Source organism: Novosphingobium malaysiense, from assembly GCF_000802225.1.
GTDB classification, from domain to species: domain Bacteria; phylum Pseudomonadota; class Alphaproteobacteria; order Sphingomonadales; family Sphingomonadaceae; genus Novosphingobium; species Novosphingobium malaysiense.
The window spans coordinates 659118-682396 of sequence record NZ_JTDI01000001.1 but is presented as its reverse complement, the minus strand read 5'-3'; the positions used below and the strand labels follow the sequence as shown (position 1 = coordinate 682396).

Genomic DNA, 23279 nt, shown 5'->3' with positions numbered 1-23279 from the left:
GACGAGGCTGGTGCTATCATGGGGCTGACGCTCGTCCGCAATGCCGATTGCCTCGTCCTCATGGACGATGCGCGGCGCGAGATTGCCGATGGCGCCATGGTCTTTCGCGATGGTGCGATCGAAGCGGTAGGCTCGGGTGCCGAGCTTGCTCCGCTGGCTGATGAAGCGGACGAAGTTATCGATGCGCGCGGCTGCGTTGTCACGCCGGGTCTCGTGAATACCCACCACCACCTCTACCAGACGCTGACACGCGCCTTGCCGGGGGCGATCAACGTTTCGCTGTTCGGATGGCTCAAGCGGCTTTACCCGATCTGGGCGCAGTACCGGCCGGAGGACGTTTTCGCGGCGACGCAGCTTGGCCTCGCCGAACTCGCGCTGTCCGGCTGCACGATGAGTTCAGACCACCACTATCTCTTTCCCGAGGGCGTAAGGCTCGACGATTCCATTCATGCCGCGCGTGAAGTGGGCCTGCGCTTCCACGCCACGCGCGGCTCTATGAGCGTGGGCGAGAGCAAGGGCGGCCTGCCGCCCGACTGTGTGGTCGAGGACGAGGAGGCCATCCTTGCGGACACCGTCCGCGTGATCGACGCGTTTCACGATCCCGACGATGGCGCCATGCTACGTGTTGCGGTGGCGCCGTGTTCGCCGTTTTCGGTCAGCACCGACCTGATGCGCGAGTCCGCATCGTTGGCCCGAGACAAGCGGGTGATGATGCATACCCACCTGGCCGAGGATGCCGATGACGTTGCCTTCTCGCTGGAGCGCTTCGGTTGTCGGCCCGGCCAGTACGCCGATGATCTGGGTTGGACCGGGCCGGACGTGTGGCACGCCCACTGCGTGCAGCTCGATGCGCAGGAGATCGGCCTTTTCGCCCGGACCCGCACCGGGGTCGCGCATTGCCCCTGCTCAAACTGCCGGCTCGGCTCGGGCATCGCGCCGGTCCGGGCCATGACCGATGCCGGGGTGCCGGTGGGGCTCGGCGTCGATGGTTCGGCTTCGAACGACAGCGGACACCTGCTGCAGGAAGCGCGGCAGGCGATGCTGCTTCAGCGGGTGCAGAACGGCGCCGATGCATTCGATCCGCGCGAGGCGCTTTGGCTGGCGACGCGCGGCGGCGCGCAAGTGCTTGGCCGCAGCGACTGCGGATCGCTTGAACCGGGCAAACGCGCAGATTTCGTTCTGTGGGACGTCGGCGACATTCCTTCGCTCGGCGCTTGGGACAAGGTGGCCGGATTGCTGCTTTCACCCCCCTCCGGTGCGCGTGACGTGTTCGTCGAAGGCCGTGCCGTCGTGCGCGACCGCGATCTCGTCACAGTCGAGCGCGGGCACGTGATCGAGGCTGCCAGCCGCTCGCTTTCGCGTCTCATGGAACTGGCATGAGCGATGCGCAAACCTCCCCTGGCGAAGGAATGCCTATGACCGCGATACCGCAGCTTCTGGAGGAGGGGGGACCGATCCCCTCGGCGAAGTCCTACCGCGGGGTCATGTCTCCCGAACAGGCGCGCGACCCGGACTACTTTCCGGGCATGGCCATGGCGATCCCGCTCGGTATCCAGCATGTGCTGGCGATGTTCGTCAGCAATCTGGCGCCCGCGATCATCGTCGCGGGAGCGGCCGGGTTCGGATACGGTTCGGGCGATACCGCGGCGCTGATCTACATGATCCAGATGTCGATGCTGTTCGCGGGCATTGCCACGCTGTTCCAGACCATCGGCGCCGGCCCCATGGGCGCGCGGCTGCCGATCGTGCAGGGAACGAGCTTCGCGTTCCTGCCGGTGATGATCCCCATCGTCGCGGGGCAGGGGGTAGCCGCCATGGCGGCGCTGACGACCGCAGCGATCTTCGGCGGCCTGTTCCATATGGTGCTGAGCTTCTTCGTCGGCCGCATCCGTTTCGCGCTGCCGCCAATGGTGACGGGGCTTGTCGTGCTGATGATCGGCCTGTCGCTGATGCGCGTGGGCGTGCAGTACGCGGCAGGCGGCGTTCCGGCGGCCGGTACGCCCGCATACGGATCGGGCGAAAGCTGGTTTCTGGCGGCTGTCGTCGCCGGAACTACGCTGGCGCTAAGCTTCTTCGCGCGTGGGATCTGGTCGACGGCCTCGGTGCTGATCGGGCTGTGCGTGGGCTATGCCGTGGCGGCGGCGATGGGCAAGGTTTCGCTGGAGCCGGTGGAAACGGTCGGCTGGTTCATGGTGCCGCGGCCCTTCCACTTCGGCTTCGCCATATCGACGTCGGCCATTCTCGGCTTCTGCCTGATGGGTGTCGTCTCCGCCATCGAGACGGTGGGCGATGTCTCGGGCATCTGCGAGGGCGGAGCCGGACGCCCGGCGACGGACAAGGAACTGTCGGGCGCGACGTTCGCCGATGGTGTCGGCACCGCTGTCGCGGCAGTCTTCGGCGCCTTGCCGAATACGAGCTTCAGCCAGAACGTCGGCCTGATCGCCATTACCGGGGTGATGAGCCGGCATATCGTGACGGTCGGCGCGGTGTTCCTGATCCTGTGCGGTCTCGTGCCCAAGATCGGCGCGCTGGTAACCACCATCCCCATTGAGGTTCTGGGCGGCGGCGTGATCGTGATGTTCGGCATGGTCGCTTCGGCCGCGCTCTCGATGCTGTCGAGCGTCGAATGGACGCAGCGCAACATGCTGATCTTCGGGGTGTCGTTATCGCTGGCGCTGGGGCTGCAACTGGAACCCGCCGCGCTTCAGCACCTGCCCGAGACCCTGCGGGTCCTGCTGGGATCGGGCGTGCTGCCGGCGGCCCTCAGCGCCGTGGTGCTGAACCTGCTGGTGCCGGGGCGCGATGGGGAGGTGGAACCCGCCCACTGAGGTACACACCCGTTCGTGTCGAGCGAAGTCGAGACACGTTGGCACAGCGCTGGCGTGTCTCGACTTCGCTCGACACGAACGGAAAGTCGGGAACTGGTTTTAAAAGCGGAAGCCGGTCGATACGAACCAGGCGACAGCACCTGCGATGACGATGCCGATCAGCGCCATAGCCGGCGACCAGCGGGCGTCCTCGACCGCTTCTTCCGCCGTCTTGGTGCGCCTTCCGGTGATCATCGGGCGCAAGAGGTTCATGCGTTTCACCGCGAGGTAGAAGACGATCGCGGCGACGTGCAGGATGATCAGCGCCATGATCACGTTGAACACGGTTTCATGGAACTCGGCAGCGCTGCGCCCCTGCTCGAAGCTCACCCAATAGGCGAGCGGCCCGGATTCCCAGCCATCCACGTCCACGGCGAACAGGCCGGCGATCACCATGGCGGCGATGGCCAGGAGCATGGCAATCACGCTCCAGCCGCCGAGCGGATTATGACCGTCGGCAGTATGGCGCGAGGATGAAAACAGGGTCTTTGCGTAGGTGAACACCGCGCCCGGTCCGCGTACGAATTGCGTAAAGCGCGCCGTGCGCGATCCGGTGAAACCCCACCAGAGGCGGAACACGAGAAGGGCGAGGATCGCGTAACCGGAGAGGCGGTGCCACTCCATGTAATGCTCTTCGCCGCTCCACCATGAAAAGGCGATGAGCGCGACCAGCAGCCAGTGAAACAGCCGCAGGGGCAGGTCCCAGATCCGGGTGGAGCCGGTGGCGGTCATGGTCTCGCTCATCGCTGCAACGGCTCCCGTCAGTCGTCGGCGCGGAACTGGCGGTGGCAACCGCCGCAAGTCGCGCCGGTGGCCTTGAACTGCGCGATGATCGCGGATTTATCACCCGAACCGGCGACGGCGACCAGCTTGTCTGCTTCCGTCATCGCCTTCTGCATGTCGGCGTTGAAGGCGGCGCGGTTGGTCCAGATGGCCGGAAGCGCATCGGTCTTCACGCCGGAAGAGGGGCCGCTTCCGTCCGGAAACAGTTTGCTTTGGACTCGCACGGTAGCGGCGAGCGTGCGGGCTGCGGCCACCATCTTGCCCTTGTCTGCGCTGCCCTGCAGCTCGTCCTTCAGGGTCTTCATCGCAGCGCCCATCTTCTTGTAGTTCGCCTGGCGCGTGGCGATCACGGTGCTGGCGGAAGGCGCGGCACTGGCCAGCGTGCCGGTTCCGGCAACGGCGGCGAGACCGATTACGCCGGCAGCGGCGAGGGCGAGGGTCCGGGTTCGTGTCATGCGTAGATCCTGTCCTGCGATGGGGGAAAGTTCAATCGTGTGAAACGGCTACCATGGGAGAGGGCGTATCCGCAAAGGCATGTTGATAGGCTTCGCGCACAGTGGTCAGCCCCTTTTCGGCGAACTGTGCGGCGGTCATGTCCTTCTTGTTGGGAATATCCGTGCGCGCGCCGTGGTCGGCAAGGACGCGAAACATCGCCTGCAGATCGGAGTGGAAGCCGCCCATGAGCAGGACATGCAGCGGCGTGTTGCCTTGGGCATCCGCGACATTGGCGTCCGGCGCCAGAGACAGGGCCCGTTCGAGCGAGGCAGGACTATGGCTGTGCGCAGCGGCGAGCACGACATTGGTGCCGTTCTCTGCAACGAAGGCCTTGTCCGCGCCTGCATCGGCCAGAAGCTTCATCACGTCCGTCCGGCCATGTTCCGCAGCGGTGAGCAGTGGCGGGGTGGGCGGAACAGGCGGTGGCGGCACGCCGAGGTTGGCTTCGGTCACCCAGGTGATGCGCGATGGGCCGGTGAGCCCGTTGGCATCGGCGCCCTTGGCCAGAAGAAGAGCGACCAGTTCGCTGTCGCCGCCAGCCGCAGCGGCGTGGAGCGGCTGGTTGCCGTTGCGGTCGCGCTCGGCGAGATCGGCTGCGCCGCGTTCGATCAGCATCGCGGCGGCCTTCCAGTTTTTCTGGTAAAGCGCCAGCTGCAGCGCGCTGGTGTTCTCGGGGCCGCGATGGGCCGTGTCGGCACCGGCATCGAGAAGGAGCTGCGCCGCTTCGGGAACACCGCTCTTGATGGCGAAGAACAGCGGCGTGAAGCCGGCTTCCGTCGTGCGGTCGATCTGTGCATCGGCCTTGAGCAGTAGCGCCATGGTCTCGACATTGCCCGTGGAGGCCGCCCACATCAGCGGCGTCTGGCCGCGCGCGTCCGCGCTGCCCGGCTTGGCGCCCATCGCCAGCATCCGCGATACTGTTTCAGTCTTCGAGAACCGGGCGCAGATCGCCAGCGGCGTGGTGCCGTCGGGCATGGGTGTATTCACATTAGCCTTGGCATCGAGCAGGGCGGAGACGATTTCCACATTGCCGCGCTCGCAGGCGAGGATCAGCGGCGTGAAGCCCTCGGAGTCTTTCGTGTCGGGCTTTGCGCCATGGCTGAGCAGCAGGTCCACCAGTGCAGCGTCCTGTGTCTCGACAGCCCGGGCAAGCGCGCTTTCGCCATAGCCGAAGACGGCATTCGGGTTTGCGCCGGTGGCGAGGCCAGCCTTTGCGCCTGAGAGATCATCGGCTGCGATAGCGCGGGGCAGATCGGGTGCCGGGCCTGCAGGCTCGGCCGACGCAGCCGAAGCCATCGCCGTGGCTGCCAGCAGGAGCGCAGCGGCCTTACGCATCGGTCAGTTCCCGCAGCGGGCCGGTGCTGTCGCCGAAGGATGTGACTGGTACATCGAGCAGGTTCAGCCCGGCCAGCAGCAGGTTCGACATGGAGGTGCCATGCTCCACCTTGATGTGGCGTCCGCCCTTCACCAGTCCGCCCGAAACGACGACGGGCAGGTCCATGTAGTCGTGCTCGTTGGAATCGCCGAAGGCCGAACCGCGCAGAACCAGCGTTCGGTCGAACAGCGATCCCTCGCCGTCCTTTGTGTCCTTCATGCGCTGGAGCATGTAGGCGAAGAATGTCATGTGATAGCGGTTTATCACTGCCAGCTTTGCCATCTTGTCCGGGTTGTTGCCGTGATGGCTGAGCATGTGGTGCGAATCCGGCACGCCGATCTCGGGATAGGTCCGGTTCGAGATCTCGCGGCCCACCATGAAGGTGCCGACGCGGGTGATGTCCGCCTGCATCGCCAGGATCTGCAGGTCGATCATCAGCTTCATGTGCTCGGCGAAATCGTCGGGAATGCCGGGGGGCTGCTTCATTGCCTTGGCCTGCGGGCTTGGCGGCGAGGATTCCGCACGCTGGACGCGCTTTTCGATGGCGCGGGTGGCGTCGAGATATTCGGCCAGCTTGTGTCGGTCGGCCATGCCCAGCTTGCCGGAAAGCCGCGCGGTGTCCTCCATCACGTAGTCGAGGATCGAGGCCTGCTTGCGCAACCGGGCAAGGCGGCTCTTCTCGTCGAGCACTTCGCCGTCGCCGAACAGCCGTTCGAACACCGCGCGCGGATTAGCCGTGACGGGCAGCGGCACGGTGGGCGTCAGCCAGGAGATGCCGTTGGTATAGGCGCAGGAATAGTTGATGTCGCAGCTACCCGCCATGCTCGCCTGATCCATGCTCAGTTCGAGCGAGGGGATCTGCGTCGCATCGCCGAGATGCGCGGCGAAGACCTGATCCATCGAAGTGCCGCAGCGGATGTCGGTGCCCTCGGTCTGCCGGGCATGGGCGCCGGTAAGGAAGGCGGGGCAGGAGCGGCCATGGCCGGCAGGCGCATCACCCATCGCGGCGGCCTGCGGATGGCCGAGGCCGGTAATGACCGTGATCGCATCGCGATGCGGCGCGAGTGGCTCCAGCGTCGCCGGAAGCGTGAAGTCCACGCCTTCGCCAGTGGGCCGGTACTCGGGCATGGTCATGCCGTTGGGGGTATAGAACACCTGCAGCCGCTTGGGCCGCTGCGCCACGTCGGCGGCATGGGCGCTCGGCATCATCGCTTCGAGGTACGGCAGGGCCATGGCGGTGCCTACACCGCGCAGGATGGTGCGGCGGGACAAGGGCTTGCGGGTGATCCTCATTTCACGGGCCTCGCATAAGCGGCTTTGAAGGGTTCCGGCGTCTTTCGCTTGGTGAAGGCCGGGCTGGTAACGATGCCCTTGATCACCGTGCGCACGCGGTAGTTGTCGGCAGCAGCATCGCCCGCGATCGCGCGGACTGAGGGCATGTCCTGCGCCCCGAGACCGCGCGCGAGCGCGTATGTCATCAGCCGCTCGGTGAAGGCGCGGGCGAATTCGTCCTTGCGGTCCATCAGGATCGCCTGGAGGCCGGAAATGCCGGAAAACTTCGTGCCATCGGGCAGGACGGCCCCGGCATCGATCGGCTGGCCTGCGTCCATGGTGCGCCAGCCGCCCACGGCGTTGAAGTTCTCCAGCGCGAAGCCGAGCGGGTCCATCTTCACATGGCAGGCTGCGCAGGTCGGGTTGGCGCGGTGCAGTTCGAGCTGCTCACGCGCGTTGAGCGCCCGACCGTCGTGCTCGGTCTTGAGGGCCGGAACGTCGGCGGGCGGTGGCGGCGGCGGCGAGGCGAGGATGTTGTCGAGGATCCACTTCCCCCGCTTCACCACGGAGGTGTGGTTGTTGTACGATGTCACGGTCAGGATGCTCGCCTGCCCCAGCAGACCGCCGCGATGCCAGGACGGATCGAGATCGACCTTGCGGAACGCCGTGCCGACCACGCCCGGAATGCCGTAATGCTCGGCAAGGCGCTGGTTGAGGTAGGTGTAATCGGCTTCGAGAAAGTCCGTGAGCGGCCGGTTGGCTGTTAGCACATTGGCGAAGAACAGGCGCGTTTCGGTGTCCATCGCCTGCTTCAGCCGTGTGTCGAAATCCGGGAAGGCGTCGATGTCCGGCCGCTGCTGGTCTAGGTTGCGCAGGTAGAGCCACTGGCCCGCGAAGTTGTCCGTGAGCGCCTCGGCCTTGGGATCGGCCAGCATCCGCGCGATTTCGGCATCGAGCACGCCGGGCTCGCTCAGCTTGTCCTTCTCTGCCAGCGATAGCAGCCGTTCGTCGGGAATGCTGCTCCACAGGAACAGCGAGAGCCGTGTGGCCAGTTCGAGGTCGGTGACGGAATGTACGCTGCCGGGCAGGCTGCCGGCCGGATCGCTTTCGACCACGAACAGGAATTCGGGCGAGACGAGGATCGCTTCCAGTGCCGCTTCGATGCCGTGCTCGAAATCGGAGGCGGCGCGCTCCTGCGCGTAAATGCCCATGATCGGGGCGATGTCGAATTCGCCGACCGGGCGGCGCCAGGCGCGGCGGGCAAGGGTGGAGACGATCTTGCGGGCGCAGGCTTCTTCCTGCGAGGCGCGCTTGGGCTGGCACAGGAAGATCGCGCGGCGGCTTGGCGTGTCGGGAATGCCGGTCGCCTCGTAAGGGCCGGCGATGTCGATCTGCAGCACGTCGCGCGGGAAGTTCCGCTGCGAATAGCGCTCATGCATCCGGTAGGAGGGCACCTCGACCGTCTTCACCCGCTCGCCATCGACCCACACGTCGAGCGGCAGCATCGTCGGCTTGTCGAGCGGCAGCGGCACGTAGTCAGTAGAATTGCGCAGCGTCTGCACGCTCTCGTCGGGCCAGAGCTGCCGGCGGAATGAAAGACCGACGAGGTGCGAACCGGCCTTCATCGGCACCCGCACACTATAGCGATCCTCGGTAAGCCGGTCGGTTTCGTTGTTGGTATTCGAATTGAGCCAAGCCGCAATCTCGTATTCGCCGTCATAACGGGCAAAGTACTTGAACGCCCCGCCGCCACGCGATCCCAGCGGCAGGTCCGCGCTGGCGCGCTGGTTGTAGGCAGGCACGCCCGAGTTCTTGATCGAGCCGTCCTTGGGTACCTGATAGGTCGTCACGAACTCGCGACGCGAGGTCAGCCCGGTCGCCAGCCGCCCGACCTTGCCCGCTACTGCAACATAGCGCTCCATCAGCGTCGGCGAGACGGTGAGCACGTCGGCGATGTTGTCGAAGCCGTAGCCCGAATTGTCCTGCGGCAATTCGCGGCTGAAATCGACGTCGAGCGAAAGCAGGTCGCGGATGGCGTTGGCGTACTCATAGCGGTTGAGGCGGCGGATCGTCGCGTGGCCCGGATCGGGGTTGGCGGCGGCATAGCCCGCGCGCGACGTGTCCAGCCACTGCACGAAGGCGGCGCGCATCGCGGGGTCGGGTTGGGGCTTGGAATGCGGCGGCATTTCGCCGGCGGCGACGCGGCGCAGGATCTTTTCCCATTCCTCGGCATGGGCGCCGGTGCGCAGGTCCTCGGCCTTGAGGTCGTAGACCGAGAGACCCGCGACCATGTCGAAATCGTTGTGGCAGCGCGAGCAGTACTTATCGAGCATCGGCTCGATCATATCTGCCTGTGCTTGCCTCTCGGATGCTACCGGCGTTTCAACGGCATGGGCGGCCTCATCTCCGCTCCGGGCGGCCAGCACGCAGGTAGCCGTGATGAACGCGCTAAACGCCAGCGCGCTGCTGCCGAGTGGAATACGCCATTGCTGGCTCATGGAATGTTCGACCCCGTTTGCCGATCCGCTGCCCGACTGGCTGCGGTCTGCCTGTCCCTGCCGAAGCAGGGTTCCTGTCGGGCCTTTTGACTATCGGCTGGGCCGTGTTGCGTCCATTGCCATTAATTTGCCGAAGCGTGCGGATAATTCGCACGCTGTCCTTCCCGGCACGGCGAGGGTCCTTAGAGCGAGCCAATCCTGAGGAAGCGTTCTTCGCGCTGACGCAGGATTTCGGCGGTATCCTTGCCGTCGAGAGCGGCCAGTTCGCGGCCCAGGGCTTCGGCCAGTACGCGGGCGGTTCCGGCGGGATCTCGGTGCGCGCCGCCGACCGGCTCGGGCACGATGGAGTCGATCACCGCAAGGTCCAGCAGATCCTGCGCGGTGACTTTCATGGCGGTGGCGGCATCGGCGGCCTTGTCGGGCGTACGCCACAGGATAGAGGAGGCGCCCTCCGGCGAGATCACCGAATAAACCGAATGCTCGAGCATCAGGACCTTGTTGGCACTGGCAATTGCGACCGCGCCGCCCGAACCGCCTTCGCCGACAATCGCGGCGACCATGGGTACCTGAAGGCCGAGGCAGGCCTCGGTCGAGCGGGCAATGGCTTCGGCCTGTCCGCGTTCCTCGGCCTCGACACCGGGAAAGGCGCCGGCGGTATCCACCAGCGTCACCACCGGCAGGCCGAACTTGCTCGCCATTTCCATCAGGCGGATCGCCTTGCGGTAGCCTTCGGGCTTGGCCATGCCGAAATTGTGCTTGATGCGGCTGGCGGTGTCGTGGCCCTTTTCATGGCCGATCACCATGACCTTGCGGCCATCCAGCTTCGCCAGCCCGCCGATGATCGCCGCATCCTCGCCATAGAGACGGTCGCCGCCCAGCGGCACGAAGTCGGTGAAGGCGAGCCGGATGTAATCGACGAAGTGCGGGCGTTGAGGATGGCGGGCAACCTGCGTCTTCTGCCAGGGCGAGAGCTTGGCATACGTGCCGGTCAGCATCGCCGCGCTCTTCTTTTCGAGCTTGGCGATTTCCGCCCCGATGTCGAGGTCGCTGCCGTCGGCCGTGGCGCGCAGTTCGGCGATGCGCGCTTCCAGTTCGGCAATCGGCTTTTCGAAGTCCAGGAACGAAGTCATGCGTATCTAGTCCGTCGTGTCTTGGCCGGGCTATCGGGCCAGATCCAATCTCCGTTCGGTTCGAGCGAAGTCGAGAACCGCTGGCGCCCAGGTGTCTCGACTTTGCTCGACACGAACGGAGAGGTTAGTGTCATTCCGATCAGCCCGCCCGTTTGGCGAGCCACTCCTCGAGCCACTTGATCGTATAGTCGCCGCTGTTGAACTCGGGATCTTCCAGCAGGGCCTGATGCAGCGGGATCGACGTCTTCACGCCCTCGATCACCATTTCCTCCAGCGCCCGCTTGAGGCGCAGGATCGCACCTTCGCGGGTGCGGCCGGAGACGATCAGCTTGCCGATCATCGAATCGTAATAGGGCGGGATGCGATAGCCCGCGTAGAGACCGCTATCGACGCGCACGTTCATGCCGCCCGCCGCGTGGTAGCTGCTCACCAGACCGGGCGAGGGGGCGAACGTCCACGGGTCTTCCGCATTGATGCGGCACTCGATCGCGTGGCCCTTGAACTCAAGTTCGTCCTGCGTGAACGAGAGCGGCTTGCCTTCGGCAATGCGGATCTGTTCGCGCACCAGATCGACGCCGGTGATCGCTTCGGTGACGGGATGTTCCACCTGCAGGCGGGTGTTCATCTCGATGAAGTAGAACTCGCCTTTTTCCCACAGGAACTCGATCGTGCCCGCGCCGCGATAGCCCATGTCGGCCATGGCCTTGGCGACGATGCCGCCCATGCGCTCGCGCTCTTCCGGAGTGATGACCGGGGAGGGGGCTTCTTCCAGAACCTTCTGGTGACGGCGCTGCAAGGAGCAGTCGCGCTCGCCCAGATGGACGGCCTTGCCATTGCCGTCGCCGAAGACCTGGAATTCGATGTGCCGCGGGTTGCCGAGGTACTTTTCCATGTAGACAGTGGCGTCGCCGAAGGCCGCCTTGGCCTCCGAACGGGCCTGGCCCATCTGGCTTTCCAGTTCGCCTTCGTTCTGCACGACCTTCATGCCGCGCCCGCCGCCGCCGGAAGCGGCCTTGATCAGGACCGGATAGCCGATCTCGGCAGCCAGCTTCTTGGCTTCAGCGACGTCCTCGACCGCGCCATCCGAGCCCGGCACCAGCGGCAGGCCCAGCGCGCCGGCGGTGCGTTTGGCTTCCACCTTGTCGCCCATGGTGCGGATATGCTCGGGCTTGGGGCCGATCCAGGCGATGTCGTGGCTCTCGACGATCTCGGCGAAGCGCGCGTTCTCGGAGAGAAAGCCGTAGCCGGGATGGATCGCATCGGCATCGGTGATCTCGGCCGCCGAGATGATCGCGGCGACATTGAGATAGCTGTCCGAGGCCGAGGCGGGGCCGATGCAAACGGCATGGTCGGCGAGGCGCACATGCATGGCGTCGGCGTCGGCCGTGGAGTGCACCGCGACCGTCTCGATGCCCATCTCGCGCGCGGCGCGATGGATGCGCAGGGCGATCTCGCCGCGGTTGGCAATCAGGAGGCGTTTGATGGCCATGAAGCGCTCCGCCCTCAGCCGATCACCACGAGCGGCTGATCGAATTCGACCGGCTGCTGGTTGTCGACGAGAATGGCAGTGACCGTGCCGGACTTGGGCGCGGTGATCTGGTTCATCACCTTCATGGCCTCCACGATCAGCAGCACGTCGCCTTCCTTCACGGCCTTGCCGACCGAGATGAAATCGGCCGCGCCCGGTTCCGGGGCGAGATAGACGGTGCCGACCATCGGCGACTTCACGGCATCGACCGGAGCGGCGGCAAGTGCGGCTTCGGCAGCGGGAGCCGCGGCGACCGGTTCCGCCACAGGGGCAGCGGCCATCGGCATGGCAGGCGCGCCGACGGCGTACTGCGCCGCCATCTGCTGCACCAACTGGCGGCTGACGCGGATCTTGCGGTCGCCGTCCTCCACTTCGATTTCCGAGAGGCCGGTTTCGGCCAGCAGTTCGGCCAGCTCGCGAACCAGAGCGCTATCGATATTCACGCGACGTCCTTTCGTTCAAGGTAACCGAGCAGCATGGCCAGCGTGCCTTTCAGGTCCTTTCGATGGACCACCATGTCGACCATCCCGTGGTCGTAGAGGTATTCGGCGCGCTGGAAGCCGTCGGGGAGTTTTTCCCGGATCGTGTCCTGGATCACGCGCTGGCCGGCAAAGCCGATGAGCGCGCCCGGTTCGGCGATCTGCACGTCGCCGAGCATGGCATAGCTCGCGGTGACGCCGCCGGTGGTGGGATCGGTCAGGATGACGATGTAGGGCAGGCCGGCGGCGGCAAGGCGCCGTGTGGCCACGGTGGTCTTGGGCATCTGCATCAGCGAGAGGATACCCTCCTGCATGCGGGCGCCGCCCGCCGCGGTGCAGATCACGTAGCCGCACTTCTCGGCCATGGCGCGCTCGATGCCGGCCACGAAGGCCTCGCCCACGGCCATGCCCATCGAGCCGCCCATGAACTTGAAGTCCTGCACGCCGAGCACGGCTTTCATGCCCTCGATGGTGCCGAGGGCGTTGGTCAGCGCGTCCGGGTAAGGATTGCCGGCCCGGGCCGCCTTGAGGCGGTCGGAATATTTCTTGGTATCGCGAAAGCTCAGCGGATTTTCCGGGACTTTCGGCGTGGGCAGCACAATGTAGCCGGCATCCAGCAGCAGGTCGAAGCGCGCCTTGGCGCCGATGCGGCCGTGGTGCTGGCAATGCGGGCAGACCGAGAGGTTGGCTTCGAAGTCCTTTGCGAACAGCATCTGGCTGCAGCTCGGGCATTTCATCCAGAGATTATCGGGCGTGTCACGCTTCGCCAGACTGGAAAGCGAATTGCGGACCTTGCTGAGCCAACTCATTTGGTGCGTACCTATCTCGTTGAACGGACCGGTCTGCATGACGGGCCGTGAGACCGTGCGATAAATGCAGCCTCGAACCATTCCGGATGGCGACCTGCATGCCCCTTTGTTCTGGTGCGCACTGCCGGAATGAGGCGCGCGTTTAGGGGAAACGGGTTCGCTGCCGCAAGCCAAATTGGCTTCATCTGTGGGCAACTGAGGCGCGCGCCCATCGCCGGGGCGTAGCGCGCCAGCGATGCTCATCGGAAAAATGTATACGAAAAATCGGGTTTGTATAAGGTGTTTAACAAAAGATCCAATTTGTGGATACAAATAAGCCTCAGTTCGTGATCCGCACTACAAGGTAAAAATTCTGCGGCATGGGCATTCGTATTCTGCTCTTGCGGACCCGCGGCATGACGTTTTCCGTCTCGCGCGTTATGGGGGGCATGTGCAGCGGCGGCGGTTCGAAAATCCGGCAGGAGCAGCGACCTGAAACAGTCAGAAGTCATCGATGGTGCCGTTGAGGTGCGGGTGCGGCGAAGCGCTTATGGCGCCGTGCCGGAAGCAGAAGAAGCGTTTGCCATCCCCATCGAAACTCCTGTGGCGATCGAGACAAACGGAATTGCCTATGCGGTGATGATGGCGACCCCGACCGATCTGGAGGACTTCGTTACCGGGTTCCTGATGGCGGAAGGGCTTGCGGAAGCTGCAGAAGTCGGCGACGTGGCGCTGCACCAGGTCGAAGGTGGTGACTGGGGTGGCGGGCATGTCGCCCGGGTAAACCTGCCGGTCGAACGTCTCGGCCCCATTCTCGAGCGGGCCCGGCGCCGGGTGGGAGACAGTTCCTGCGGCATTTGCGGCATCGAGGGTGTGGAGGCCGCGCTTCGACCGCTTCCTGCGCTGCGACGGCAAAGCGCGGCGAGTTCCGCTGCCATCGGGCACGCGCTCGAGGCACTGCGCAAGCGCCAGCCGCTCGGCACGCGTACCCGTGCTACTCATGCCGCGGCATTCTGCCACGAGGATGGGTCGGTGCAGGTCGTGCGCGAGGACGTGGGACGGCACAATGCGCTGGACAAGCTCGTCGGCGCGCTCGCGCGGCGGGGGCTGGATCCGGCCATCGGTTTCATCGTGATGACGTCACGCTGCTCCTACGAACTGGTGGAAAAGACCGTCCGGGCGGGCTGCCCGTTGCTGGTGACGATTTCCGCACCGACGGATCTCGCCGTGCGGCGCAGCAAGGCTGCCGGGCTATCGCTGGCTGTCGTCGCGCGCGATGATTCCATGCTGTGGGTCTGCTGATCGCCCCTTGCGCATCGCGACAAATGTCGATCCCTGTCATGCCTTCGTCGAGTAGCGGCGGCGCGCCCGTCCGGTTTTGCTTGTAGTCGTGGGGCGGTAATCCTAACTTTCCTCGAGTTCCGGGGTTTAAAAGACAAGGATTTCCCAGCATGGCCGTCATGACCGACCAGGATACCGCGAGTGAGCTCAAGCTGACTCCGCCCGATCCCGTGCCGGCCGTTAAGCCTGAGCGCGCCGCAGGGCTGGTGCCTGTGGACGAGGAACAGAAGTCCAAGCTCCAGGTTCGGGTCGATGAATTCGTCGACGATCTGGTGACGCAGGATTCCAATTCGCCCGAGTTCGGACGCCGCGTCGATCAGATCACCAACATGGGCCGGCGCGAGATCGCCGAGGCTGCGGGGCACTCCAACCGCTTTCTCGACCGCCCGATCCGCGCGATGGACAAGGATACCGGCGTCGGTGCCGATCTGGCCGAGCTGCGCCGCACGGTCGAGGATCTCGATCCCTCGACGAAGGGCGACCTGCTGTCGAAGCGCAAGATCTTCGGGATCATCCCGTTCGGCTCGAAGCTGCGCAGCTACTTCGAAGGTTACCAGAGTGCGCAGGGGCACATTGCCGCGATTCTTGCGCGCCTGCAGGGCGGCAAGGACGAGCTGCTGATGGACAATGCCGCGATCGACGTCGAGCGGCAGAACCTCTGGGCTGCCATGGGCAAGCTGGAGCAGATGGTCTTCATGTCCAAGGCGCTCGACGAGGCGCTGGAACAGAAAGCCGAGAACCTCGACCACACCGATCCGGCGAAGGCCAAGGCGGTGCGCGAGACCGCGTTGTTCTATGTGCGACAGCGCACGCAGGACCTGCTGACGCAGATGGCCGTATCGGTGCAGGGCTACCTCGCGCTCGATCTGGTCAAGAAGAACAACGTCGAACTGATCAAAGGCGTGGACCGCGCTTCCACCACCACTGTCGGCGCGCTGCGCACGGCGGTCACGGTGGCGCAGGCGATGGCCAACCAGCGGCTGGTGCTCGACCAGATCACCGCGCTCAACACCACGACCGCGAACATCATCGACAACACCGGCCAGATGCTGAAGGACAACACCGCGCGTATCCACGAGCAGGCAGCCGGCGCGACGATCCCGCTCGAAACGCTCAGCCGCGCGTTCCAGAACATCTACGACACCATGGATTCGATCGATACCTTCAAGCTCAAGGCGCTCGATTCGATGAAGCAGACGGTCACCGCACTCGAAGGCGAGATCGACAAGTCCAAGTCCTACATCGCCCGCGCCCAGGGGCAGGCCGAGGGGGTCTCGGCCGACGGCAAGGCGTCCCCGTCGCTGCTGGAGTCGCTGGACCAGTAATCGATGGCTCAGCCTCCCGCCCGCATTTCGCAGGAAGTCATCCGCGCCGCCCGGCGTCAGCGTGCGGCGCGGCTCTACAATGCCCGCAAGGAGCGATGGCGCTTTCGCATGCGGCGGATCCGGCGTGCCTTCCTCGCGATGTCGGGCATCTGGATCGCGACGCTGATCGCGGCGCTGGCGCTGGGCGGGATTTCCTTCATGGCGAGCCTGCTGGCCTTCCTCCTGGGGATTGCGGTGTTCGTGGTGCTGTCGATCTATCCGGCTACCCCGCGCACCCATGCCGCGGATCTTGGTAGCGCCAGCCTGCCGGAACTGGCCGGATCGACCGAATTGTGGCTCGAAGGCAAGCGCCGGGCGCTGCCGAACGCGGCCGTGGACGCGATCGACATGATCGGCGTGCGGCTGGAACAGATTGCGCCGCAGCTTGCAACGGTCGAGGAAAGTGGCCCGGCCGCGCGTGAGGTGCGCAAGCTGCTTTCCGAACACCTTCCGGGACTGGTCGACAGCTATACGCGTATTCCGCCTGCGCTGCGCAGCCAGCCGGGGACTGCCGGCACCAGCCCTTCCGAACAGCTTGTCGATGGCCTTTGCGTCATTTCCGATGAGATCGAGGCGATGAGCCTCGATCTCTCGCGCAACGACATCGACGCGCTAGCAACGCGCAACCGATTCCTCGAAACCAAGTATGTCGACCGTGATTGAGCTGCTGACCCAGCCGGAGAGCCTGCCGTTTTCGGTTGCGCTCGCCGTGGTCGCGCTGCTGGCCGTGCTGCAATTGGTCGGTCTCGGCGATGTGCTCGGCGGCGAGGTCGATGCCGATGTGGATGTGGGCGTCGACGCAAACGGGGACATGGCCATCGATGCCGGGCTGCTTTCGCTGCTGGGCATCGGGCGCGTGCCGTTCATGATGTGGCTGATGATCCTGCTGTCTCTCTTCGGGGTGATCGGCCTGGCCGGTCAGCATTTTCTCGAGGCTCTTACCGGTGCGCCGTGGTCGGCCTTGCTGGTGAGTGCCGGCTCGGCGGCGGTCTCCCTTCCCGCCACCGGCGCGATTTCCCGCCCACTCGGTCGCGTCCTGCCCAAGGACGAGACCACGGCCATCAATGTCTCGGCTCTCGTGGGGCGCGAGGCGGAAGTGGTCATCGGCACGGCCTCGGCGGGCAATCCCGCGCGCGCCAAGGTGACCGATCATTTCGGCCAGACGCATTACGTGATGCTCGAACCGGATAACGCCGACCAGCGCTTCGTCCAGAGCGAGAAAGTGCTGATCGTGCGGCGCGAAGGCGAGCTGTTCAAGGCCATCGCGCGCGGGGATCACTACCTGCCGCGGCTGGACTGAGGGCGCGCAACCGGATCGAACGATGAAAAATTTCGTCCACCGGAATAGGGGACGACAGAACTTGGACGGCAGTGGTGTCTGTAATTTATTGTGCTCCATAGGTAATATTTAAGATTATCGGCCGGACGCGATCGGCGAAGTTTGCATGACTTCGAAATGGACACTTGTTGGATCTTTTTCGACCTAAGTGCATTATCCGTAAATGGCTCGATTTGACTATTGGAAGCAGTTCATTCGTGACCGTGGCGTTCGCGTAATGGCAGAGATCGGCGTTTGGCGAGGGGAGTTTGCTGAGCGAATGCTGGACGCCTGCCCCGACATCGAAGCCTATTACCTCGTCGATCCCTGGCGAAATCTCGACGACTGGAACAAGCCGCTGAACTACAGCGACCTGGAAGCTGCGCTCGAGGAAACCCGCTCGCGGCTCGCCAAGCACAAGAACCGATGCATTTATCTGAGAGGCACCACCACGGAAGTGGCGGACCAGCTTCCTCAACTCGATTTCGCCTATATCGACGGTGACCACACCTTGCGCGGGATTACACTCGACCTGTTGCGGATATGGCCGAAAATTCGAGAAGGCGGAGCCGTGGGGGGAGATGACTTCTCTCCGACCATCTGGCAGCACAAGCGCAAGTACGAACCGACAATGGTGTTTCCATTTGCGGTCCACTTTGCCGAGGGCGTCGGGCGGCCAATTACCGCGCTGCCCAACAAGCAGTTCCTTCTGGAAAATAGCGGTAGCTTCCATTTCTCCGATCCGTCCGGCCAATATGCCGACACCGAGATCGGGACGCAGCTGAGATCACCCCTTGCCAGAAAGATCTTCGGTTGAGCTGGCGCTTCGGCGGCTCCGGGAACTATGTCTCTGCCTTGGCGCGCCAGAGATGAATATCCTCAATCCATAGAGGCAATCGGTTCGGAAAGTTCGGCGCGGGCCCGAGTGAATGATCGCGTCGCTTGGATGCAACACGTAATGTTTGAACCCGACAATGCCGACCAGTCTTTTGTTCAGAGCGAGCACGTTTCTTTCTTGTCGTATTCGGCGTAAAGTCGAGTCATGAGGCAGTTCGTATCCCGCAGGAAGACTCGCAAAGCCATCGCGGTCGGCGCCTCGGCGACCGGCGCCGGTGCGTTGGGCGCGCTTGCCGTGGGGGCCTTCGCCATGGGAGCACTTGCTTTTGGCGCGGTCGCCATAGGCGCATTGGCGATTGGAAGACTTTCTATAAAGCGTGTGCACATACGCCGCCTGGAAATCGATGAGATTGCGGTTGCGCGCGCAGCCGGCCCATCGGCCGTGTCTGCGGCAGCAAGCGAGGATGAAGCCAGCGCCGAGTAGGCAATTAAAAATCGGCAACCTATTAATGCAATCGACTCGCAAAAATCCGGTTTTCCTAGGAGCCGGATCGGGCTTCAGCTATACAACGTCAAGACAAGATGAAATCGAGAGCGGGGCGAGAGGCCGTCTGCAGCATCTTTGTCCGGAGAATTTGAAGATGTGCGCCAGTATCGGACGAAGTTCGTGCAGGCCGCGATCCTGATCTACGGTGAAGTGACCTTTTCTGGTCCAGACTAACGTAAATCTGTCAGCATGATCTGCCTGTTCAAGCCAGCGATGCCGGGTTTTTGTTGAAACCTGTTCGCCGCCGCCTGTCTGTCCGAGAGGCGGGGAAATGCCGGTCGATGTCATTTGAGCTCAACTGCGTGCGCGCATTTGAGTTGGGATGAAGTCGAGAGCGGGGCATGGTGCCGTCCGCAGCATTCCCTTGAAGGAGAAGGTAATATGGATGGTCTTTCAGGTGGCCTGATGGGCATCGGCATCCTCGCCGGTGGCATCGTCATCCTGCTCATCGTATTCGGCGTGATGCTGGCGCGGCTCTACCGCCGTGCGAGCAAGGAAATCGCGTTCGTGCGAACGGGCATTGGCGGCGAAAAGGTCGTGATGAACGGCGGCGCTCTGGTGCTGCCGATCTTCCACGAGACGATGCCGGTCAACATGAACACCGTGCGTCTCGCCGTGGAGCGCAAGAACGGGGATGCGCTGATCACGCTCGACCGCTTGCGGATCGACGTGAAGGCGGAATTCTACGTTCGCGTGCGTCCCGATGCTGGGGCCATTGCCATGGCCGCGCAGACGCTCGGCGCACGCACGATGCACCCCGAGGCCCTAAAGGATCTCGTCGAGGGCAAGTTCGTCGACGCGCTGCGCTCCGTCGCGGCGGGCATGTCGATGAACCAGCTTCACGAACAGCGCGCGGACTTCGTCCAGAAAGTGCAGCAGGTGTCCGCAGCGGACCTTGCGATGAACGGTCTTGAGCTGGAATCGGTCTCGCTGACCGGTCTCGACCAGACCTCCATCGAGCACTTCAATGCGAACAACGCGTTCGACGCCGAAGGTCTCACCAAGCTGACCGAGCAGATCGAGCTGCGCAAGAAGACGCGCAACGACATCGAGCAGGATACGCGCGTGCAGATGGAGACGAAGAACCTCGAAGCCGATCGGCAGTCGCTGCAGATCCAGCGCGACAACGAGTTCGCGCGCCTCGAGCAAGAGCGTGAAGTCGAAATGCGCCGGGCCGAGCAGGCGGCGGAAGTCGCCCGCGAACAGGCCGCGCGCGGCCGCGATGCGGACGAAGCGCGGATCGAGGCGAAGCAGCAGGTCGACGCGCGCCAGATCGAGGCGGATCGCACGATCGAGGAAGCCCGCATTGCGCAGGCCCAGGCGGTCGAGCTGGCCCGTCAGGAACAGCAGATCGCGATCCAGAACAAGAGCCGCGAGGAAAGCCAGGCCAAGTCTCAGGCCGACGAAGCCCGCGCCAAGGCGGTTGCCGCCGAGGAGCAGGTTACGACCAGCCGCGAAACCGAGGTGGCCGAGCGTCTCAAGAGGATCGAGCTGATCGAGGCGGCCAAGGAGGCCGAGCGTCAGGCGATCTCGGTCAAGGTGGAAGCCGAGGCCGAAAAGGAAGCCGCGTCCAACCGCGCCGAAGCTGCAAGGCTCGAAGCGGAAGGCGAGGCTGAAGCCGAGAAGCTGCGTGCGGAAGCCGCGCGTGTCCGCTTCGAAGTCGAGGCGGCCGGTCAGCGGGCCATCAACGAAGCCGCGAACATCCTGTCTTCGGATCAGGTCTCGCTGAAGATGAAGATGGCGCTGCTCAAGGTCCTGCCGGAAGTCGTGCGCGAGAGCGTGCGTCCGATGGAAGCGATCGACTCGATCAAGATCGTACAGGTCGATGGCCTCACCCAGAAGGGCGGCGGTGCATCGGGTGCCGGAGCGCCGGTCGGCGGTTCGGGCAACCTCGCCAACGACGCGGTCAGCGCCGCGCTGGCCTATCGCGCTCAGGCGCCGATGATCGACGGGCTGATGAAGGAGCTCGGTCTCGATGGCAGCACGCTCGCCACCATGGTGCAGGGTGCCGTCGAGCCGGTGGTTCCCGAAGCACCCGAAGTGGCCGACAACGACGAGCCGGGGGATGATGTCTATCGTCCCAAGACGGTGAACTGAGACAAAGCGAAGCCCGGGGGATCGGATCTCCCGGGCTTTGAATTTGCCTGGTGGAAATCCACCAGGGCCAATTTGGAAAGTCGGTTTCGGAGCAACAGGTATGTGGGCGATAATTCTCCTGGGAGCTTCGCTGGTCCCGTTTCTTCTGGTCGCGGCGTTGATACGGGGCGGCTTGCGAGCGCACCGCGAACGCAAGGCGCACAAGCGGGTGGCCAAGGAGTTCGAGTGATGGTCGGGCAGGGACGTTGCGTCTGATCGCCGTGGCGGCAGGCGCAGGCCGCCCGCCTGTGTTAGACCTCGCCAAAAGAAAGCAATGTTGGAGAGGCTAATGGCGGAGCAGACCTACAAGATCCTGCTGTTCATGAAGCGGCGGCCGGACATTTCGGTCGAGCAGTTCCGCGACTACTACGAGAGCAAGCATGCGCCACTCGCGGAGAAGTATTCCAGCGGCGTTTCGCGCTACATCCGGCGCTACATCGATCCGCAGCCGCATCCCGAAACCGGCGAATTCACCAATGCGCCGGACGTGATCACCGAGCTGTGGTTCGACAACGAAGAGACCTACCGCGGAACGCTGGCCTATATCACCACCAGCCTGATGCCCGACGAGATCATCGAGGACGAGAAGAACCTCTTCGACCGCACGGCGTTCCGCATCGCTACGGTAGTCGAGAAGGAATCGGATTTTGCGAAGGCCTAATGGGTTGAAAACTCACCCGGGACCTGTGAGCGTTATTAACCGCCCGCCCGCATGCCGAGATGGCCGACGATGCCGCCATCGACGCGGATGTCGCAGCCGCTGATGTAGGAGGCATTCGGGGAGCAGAGGAACTCCGCGACTGCAGCGATCTCGTCGCCGTGGCCCATGCGCTTTTGCGGAACCATGCCGATCATTGCGCGCATCTGCTCGCTCGATTCCGCTTCGGCCTTGCCCATCGCGGTGTCGATGAAGCCCGGCGCGATCGAGGCGATGCGCAGCCCGCGTTCGCCGAAGGCGGTGGCTTCGCGCTCGACGAGGCCGATGACCGCGCGCTTGGATACGGCATAGGCCATGCCGGGGTCGGCCATGAACTGCGCAATGCCGCTCTTGTCGCCGGTCAGCACGAACTCGCGAACGGCGCCCAGCATGGTCGGGTCGCCCAGCATGTAGGCGGAAACCGAAGAGATCAGCACGGCGCAGGCACCTTCGGAGAAGTGCGGCAGCAGGCCGGCAATGAGGTTTAGCGTTGCATCGTAGTTGACCGAGAAGATGCGCTCGCCGTCCGCCATCGTCGGGGAGAGCCCGGCGGTATGCACCAGCCCGGCAATCGGCTCGCCATCGAGCTTGGCAAGGATCTGGTCGGAGAAATCGGGGGCGGCAATGTCGCCGGCGAGCGTGCGGATTTCGGTGCCGGTGCCGCGCAGCACGGCAGCCAGTGCTTCGACCGGTTCCGCGTGAAGATCGCACAGGAGCAGCTTGCGGCCCTTTGCGGCAAAGCGGATGGCAGCGGGATTGCCCATACCGCCGGCCGCGCCGGTGATGACGATCGTGCCGGGGACTGCGCTCGCACTCATGACCTCTTTCCTTCTTTCTCGGCTATCTGAAGAGCTGCCTAGGTAGCTCCCGGTTTGCATGCAGGCCAGCGTCGATGCGGTGAGATCGCCACGGCGGGCCCCTGTTTCAGGACAATGCGAATTCGGTGGGTGGCACCTTTACGCCCGCCACCGGCGAGCGTCCGCGCCAGAGCGAGGAAGTGCCCGAAAGCGGCCGTCCGTTCTTGAGGCAATCGCCCGCATCTTCGGGGACCAGAACGATGTACATGTCGCGCCCGTCGTCGCCGCCGAAGCGGACTTGCGTGGTGGCACCGGGCGGCGTCGAGATCGGTTCGAGTTCCTCACCCTGCGGTGTCACGCGGCGGATGATGCCGGGGGAATAGACGCCGGGAATCCAGATGTTGTCCTCGCAATCGAGCGCGAGTCCGTCGCAGTCGTCGCGGTCGAGCAGGACGCGCTTGTTCTCGAGCATGAGATCGGGCGTGACGTCCCAGATCAGGCCCTTGCCGAAGGTCTCGGAGCAGTAGAATTCGCGACGAGCCGGGTTGTAGCCGATGCCGTTGGTGAAGCGCAGGTCCTCGGCGATGCGGATCACTTCGCGGTCCCGCGTCAGCCGGTAGAGGTCGACGGGCCGCGTTTCGCGCGCGGCGATGATATATTCCATGTCGATGGTGCCGAAGAACATCCCGCCTTCGCCGTCGGGCCACATCTCGTTCACGCCGCCCACCGGCTTGCCGTCGATTGCGTCAATCAGCCAGCCGGAGGTGCCAGCGGCGGGATTGTTCCAGCGCACACCGCCCTGGCCGCTGGAGAGCACCGCGCCGTCGGCATTCATCATGATGCCGCCGGTCCACATTCGCTCGGGATCGAGGACGGCCACCGGGGTTCCATCGGGCCTCACCCCATGGATGCCCCCGCCCACGACGTCGCTGTACCAGATCACGTCGCGTTCGTGATCGACCGAGAGACCTTCCAGATAGATGCCGGACGCCAGTTCGGTGAACTGCATTGCGGACAGGTCGGCCAT

General features: G+C 64.3%; 23 protein-coding genes. 11 read left to right on the top strand and 12 right to left on the bottom strand.

The features are described 5' to 3' along the window. Positions 1-18 precede the first annotated feature (18 nt). Both LK12_RS02950 and LK12_RS02945 read left to right on the top strand, forming a co-directional pair. On the top strand, positions 19-1380 hold the full coding sequence (locus LK12_RS02950; protein WP_039279107.1) for an 8-oxoguanine deaminase: 1362 nt from the start codon (positions 19-21) through the stop codon (positions 1378-1380). Between the two features lie 35 nt (positions 1381-1415). After that, entirely contained in the window at positions 1416-2828 is a 1413-nt protein-coding gene (locus LK12_RS02945) for a nucleobase:cation symporter-2 family protein (protein ID WP_231568217.1), read from the top strand. A gap of 99 nt (positions 2829-2927) precedes the next feature. Here the strand turns inward: LK12_RS02945 and LK12_RS02940 are convergent, their stop codons facing one another. The 9 genes from LK12_RS02940 to accD form a co-directional block, all read right to left on the bottom strand. Next, positions 2928-3611, bottom strand: coding sequence for a cytochrome b/b6 domain-containing protein (locus LK12_RS02940; RefSeq protein ID WP_231568216.1), 684 nt, complete (start codon positions 3609-3611; stop codon positions 2928-2930). Positions 3612-3628: 17 nt separating this feature from the next. Then, positions 3629-4105: a c-type cytochrome gene (locus tag LK12_RS02935; RefSeq protein WP_039279104.1), complete on the bottom strand. Its 477-nt coding sequence runs from the start codon at positions 4103-4105 to the stop codon at positions 3629-3631. A gap of 31 nt (positions 4106-4136) precedes the next feature. Further along, entirely contained in the window at positions 4137-5480 is a 1344-nt protein-coding gene (locus LK12_RS02930; RefSeq protein WP_039279101.1) for an ankyrin repeat domain-containing protein, read from the bottom strand. Further along, a complete protein-coding gene (locus LK12_RS02925; RefSeq protein ID WP_039279099.1) occupies positions 5473-6813 on the bottom strand; it encodes a DUF1552 domain-containing protein in 1341 nt (446 codons plus the stop codon). Before LK12_RS02925 ends, LK12_RS02930 begins: the two co-directional genes overlap by 8 nt. Beyond that, positions 6810-9290 carry a DUF1592 domain-containing protein gene (locus tag LK12_RS02920; RefSeq protein ID WP_039279096.1) on the bottom strand — a complete coding sequence of 827 codons (2481 nt, stop codon included), beginning with the start codon at positions 9288-9290 and terminating at the stop codon, positions 6810-6812. The genes LK12_RS02925 and LK12_RS02920 overlap by 4 nt, the downstream gene beginning before the upstream one ends. 182 nt (positions 9291-9472) lie before the next feature. Beyond that, positions 9473-10420 (bottom strand): acetyl-CoA carboxylase carboxyltransferase subunit alpha, encoded by a 948-nt coding sequence (locus tag LK12_RS02915; RefSeq protein ID WP_039279092.1) that lies wholly within the window; start codon positions 10418-10420, stop codon positions 9473-9475. A gap of 139 nt (positions 10421-10559) precedes the next feature. Further along, the gene (gene accC / locus LK12_RS02910) at positions 10560-11909 is read right to left on the bottom strand and encodes an acetyl-CoA carboxylase biotin carboxylase subunit (protein WP_039279089.1); all 1350 of its coding nucleotides are present in this window, start codon (positions 11907-11909) and stop codon (positions 10560-10562) included. A gap of 14 nt (positions 11910-11923) precedes the next feature. After that, a complete protein-coding gene (accB, locus tag LK12_RS02905) occupies positions 11924-12391 on the bottom strand; it encodes an acetyl-CoA carboxylase biotin carboxyl carrier protein (protein WP_039279085.1) in 468 nt (155 codons plus the stop codon). Continuing rightward, positions 12388-13236 carry an acetyl-CoA carboxylase, carboxyltransferase subunit beta gene (gene accD / locus LK12_RS02900; RefSeq protein WP_039280188.1) on the bottom strand — a complete coding sequence of 283 codons (849 nt, stop codon included), beginning with the start codon at positions 13234-13236 and terminating at the stop codon, positions 12388-12390. The genes accB and accD overlap by 4 nt, the downstream gene beginning before the upstream one ends. Before the next feature lie 537 nt (positions 13237-13773). Between accD and fdhD the strand changes: the two genes are divergently transcribed. The 6 genes from fdhD to LK12_RS25345 all read left to right on the top strand — a co-directional run bounded on the left by fdhD (position 13774) and on the right by LK12_RS25345 (position 18271). Beyond that, positions 13774-14517 carry a formate dehydrogenase accessory sulfurtransferase FdhD gene (fdhD, locus tag LK12_RS02895; RefSeq protein WP_231568215.1) on the top strand — a complete coding sequence of 248 codons (744 nt, stop codon included), beginning with the start codon at positions 13774-13776 and terminating at the stop codon, positions 14515-14517. A gap of 149 nt (positions 14518-14666) precedes the next feature. After that, the gene (locus tag LK12_RS02890; protein ID WP_039279083.1) at positions 14667-15881 is read left to right on the top strand and encodes a toxic anion resistance protein; all 1215 of its coding nucleotides are present in this window, start codon (positions 14667-14669) and stop codon (positions 15879-15881) included. A gap of 3 nt (positions 15882-15884) precedes the next feature. Further along, positions 15885-16583 (top strand): hypothetical protein, encoded by a 699-nt coding sequence (locus tag LK12_RS02885; protein ID WP_039279080.1) that lies wholly within the window; start codon positions 15885-15887, stop codon positions 16581-16583. Next, complete coding sequence (locus LK12_RS02880; protein WP_039279076.1) at positions 16567-17220, top strand: YqiJ family protein; 654 nt, start codon at positions 16567-16569, stop codon at positions 17218-17220. The genes LK12_RS02885 and LK12_RS02880 overlap by 17 nt, the downstream gene beginning before the upstream one ends. A gap of 256 nt (positions 17221-17476) precedes the next feature. Then, positions 17477-18055, top strand: a complete 579-nt coding sequence (locus LK12_RS02875; RefSeq protein ID WP_197063442.1) for a class I SAM-dependent methyltransferase — start codon at positions 17477-17479, stop codon at positions 18053-18055. A gap of 27 nt (positions 18056-18082) precedes the next feature. Then, the gene (locus LK12_RS25345) at positions 18083-18271 is read left to right on the top strand and encodes an OB-fold-containig protein (RefSeq protein ID WP_197063441.1); all 189 of its coding nucleotides are present in this window, start codon (positions 18083-18085) and stop codon (positions 18269-18271) included. On the opposite strand, the gene LK12_RS24525 is transcribed toward LK12_RS25345, so the two are convergent. Beyond that, complete coding sequence (locus tag LK12_RS24525; RefSeq protein WP_156135366.1) at positions 18232-18387, bottom strand: hypothetical protein; 156 nt, start codon at positions 18385-18387, stop codon at positions 18232-18234. The genes LK12_RS25345 and LK12_RS24525 overlap by 40 nt on opposite strands. Before the next feature lie 616 nt (positions 18388-19003). Between LK12_RS24525 and LK12_RS02865 the strand changes: the two genes are divergently transcribed. The 3 genes from LK12_RS02865 to LK12_RS02860 all read left to right on the top strand — a co-directional run bounded on the left by LK12_RS02865 (position 19004) and on the right by LK12_RS02860 (position 21419). Then, entirely contained in the window at positions 19004-20719 is a 1716-nt protein-coding gene (locus tag LK12_RS02865) for a flotillin family protein (RefSeq protein ID WP_039279070.1), read from the top strand. A gap of 100 nt (positions 20720-20819) precedes the next feature. Next, positions 20820-20948: a hypothetical protein gene (locus tag LK12_RS25265; protein ID WP_269430630.1), complete on the top strand. Its 129-nt coding sequence runs from the start codon at positions 20820-20822 to the stop codon at positions 20946-20948. 99 nt (positions 20949-21047) lie between these two features. Beyond that, complete coding sequence (locus LK12_RS02860; RefSeq protein WP_039279067.1) at positions 21048-21419, top strand: EthD domain-containing protein; 372 nt, start codon at positions 21048-21050, stop codon at positions 21417-21419. A gap of 35 nt (positions 21420-21454) precedes the next feature. Here LK12_RS02860 and LK12_RS02855 read toward each other — a convergent pair whose 3' ends face one another. Both LK12_RS02855 and LK12_RS02850 read right to left on the bottom strand, forming a co-directional pair. Next, entirely contained in the window at positions 21455-22273 is an 819-nt protein-coding gene (locus tag LK12_RS02855) for an SDR family NAD(P)-dependent oxidoreductase (RefSeq protein WP_039279065.1), read from the bottom strand. A gap of 106 nt (positions 22274-22379) precedes the next feature. Beyond that, the gene (locus LK12_RS02850; protein WP_039279063.1) at positions 22380-23279 is read right to left on the bottom strand and encodes an SMP-30/gluconolactonase/LRE family protein; all 900 of its coding nucleotides are present in this window, start codon (positions 23277-23279) and stop codon (positions 22380-22382) included.

Bases quoted from the DNA above. Each gene is read 5' to 3' on its own strand.
- LK12_RS02950 (WP_039279107.1), top strand. From the start codon at position 19: ATGGGGCTGACGCTCGTCCGCAATGCCGATTGCCTCGTCCTCATGGAC.
- LK12_RS02945 (WP_231568217.1), top strand. From the start codon at position 1,416: ATGACCGCGATACCGCAGCTTCTGGAGGAGGGGGGACCGATCCCCTCG.
- LK12_RS02940 (WP_231568216.1), bottom strand. From the start codon at position 3,611: ATGAGCGAGACCATGACCGCCACCGGCTCCACCCGGATCTGGGACCTG.
- LK12_RS02935 (WP_039279104.1), bottom strand. From the start codon at position 4,105: ATGACACGAACCCGGACCCTCGCCCTCGCCGCTGCCGGCGTAATCGGT.
- LK12_RS02930 (WP_039279101.1), bottom strand. From the start codon at position 5,480: ATGCGTAAGGCCGCTGCGCTCCTGCTGGCAGCCACGGCGATGGCTTCG.
- LK12_RS02925 (WP_039279099.1), bottom strand. From the start codon at position 6,813: ATGAGGATCACCCGCAAGCCCTTGTCCCGCCGCACCATCCTGCGCGGT.
- LK12_RS02920 (WP_039279096.1), bottom strand. From the start codon at position 9,290: ATGAGCCAGCAATGGCGTATTCCACTCGGCAGCAGCGCGCTGGCGTTT.
- LK12_RS02915 (WP_039279092.1), bottom strand. From the start codon at position 10,420: ATGACTTCGTTCCTGGACTTCGAAAAGCCGATTGCCGAACTGGAAGCG.
- accC (WP_039279089.1), bottom strand. From the start codon at position 11,909: ATGGCCATCAAACGCCTCCTGATTGCCAACCGCGGCGAGATCGCCCTG.
- accD (WP_039280188.1), bottom strand. From the start codon at position 13,236: ATGAGTTGGCTCAGCAAGGTCCGCAATTCGCTTTCCAGTCTGGCGAAG.
- LK12_RS02890 (WP_039279083.1), top strand. From the start codon at position 14,667: ATGGCCGTCATGACCGACCAGGATACCGCGAGTGAGCTCAAGCTGACT.
- LK12_RS02885 (WP_039279080.1), top strand. From the start codon at position 15,885: ATGGCTCAGCCTCCCGCCCGCATTTCGCAGGAAGTCATCCGCGCCGCC.
- LK12_RS02880 (WP_039279076.1), top strand. From the start codon at position 16,567: ATGTCGACCGTGATTGAGCTGCTGACCCAGCCGGAGAGCCTGCCGTTT.
- LK12_RS02875 (WP_197063442.1), top strand. From the start codon at position 17,477: ATGGCAGAGATCGGCGTTTGGCGAGGGGAGTTTGCTGAGCGAATGCTG.
- LK12_RS25345 (WP_197063441.1), top strand. From the start codon at position 18,083: ATGTCTCTGCCTTGGCGCGCCAGAGATGAATATCCTCAATCCATAGAG.
- LK12_RS24525 (WP_156135366.1), bottom strand. From the start codon at position 18,387: ATGGCGAAGGCCCCCACGGCAAGCGCGCCCAACGCACCGGCGCCGGTC.
- LK12_RS02865 (WP_039279070.1), top strand. From the start codon at position 19,004: ATGGATGGTCTTTCAGGTGGCCTGATGGGCATCGGCATCCTCGCCGGT.
- LK12_RS25265 (WP_269430630.1), top strand. From the start codon at position 20,820: ATGTGGGCGATAATTCTCCTGGGAGCTTCGCTGGTCCCGTTTCTTCTG.
- LK12_RS02860 (WP_039279067.1), top strand. From the start codon at position 21,048: ATGGCGGAGCAGACCTACAAGATCCTGCTGTTCATGAAGCGGCGGCCG.
- LK12_RS02855 (WP_039279065.1), bottom strand. From the start codon at position 22,273: ATGAGTGCGAGCGCAGTCCCCGGCACGATCGTCATCACCGGCGCGGCC.
- LK12_RS02850 (WP_039279063.1), bottom strand. From the start codon at position 23,279: ATGGCCGACCTGTCCGCAATGCAGTTCACCGAACTGGCGTCCGGCATC.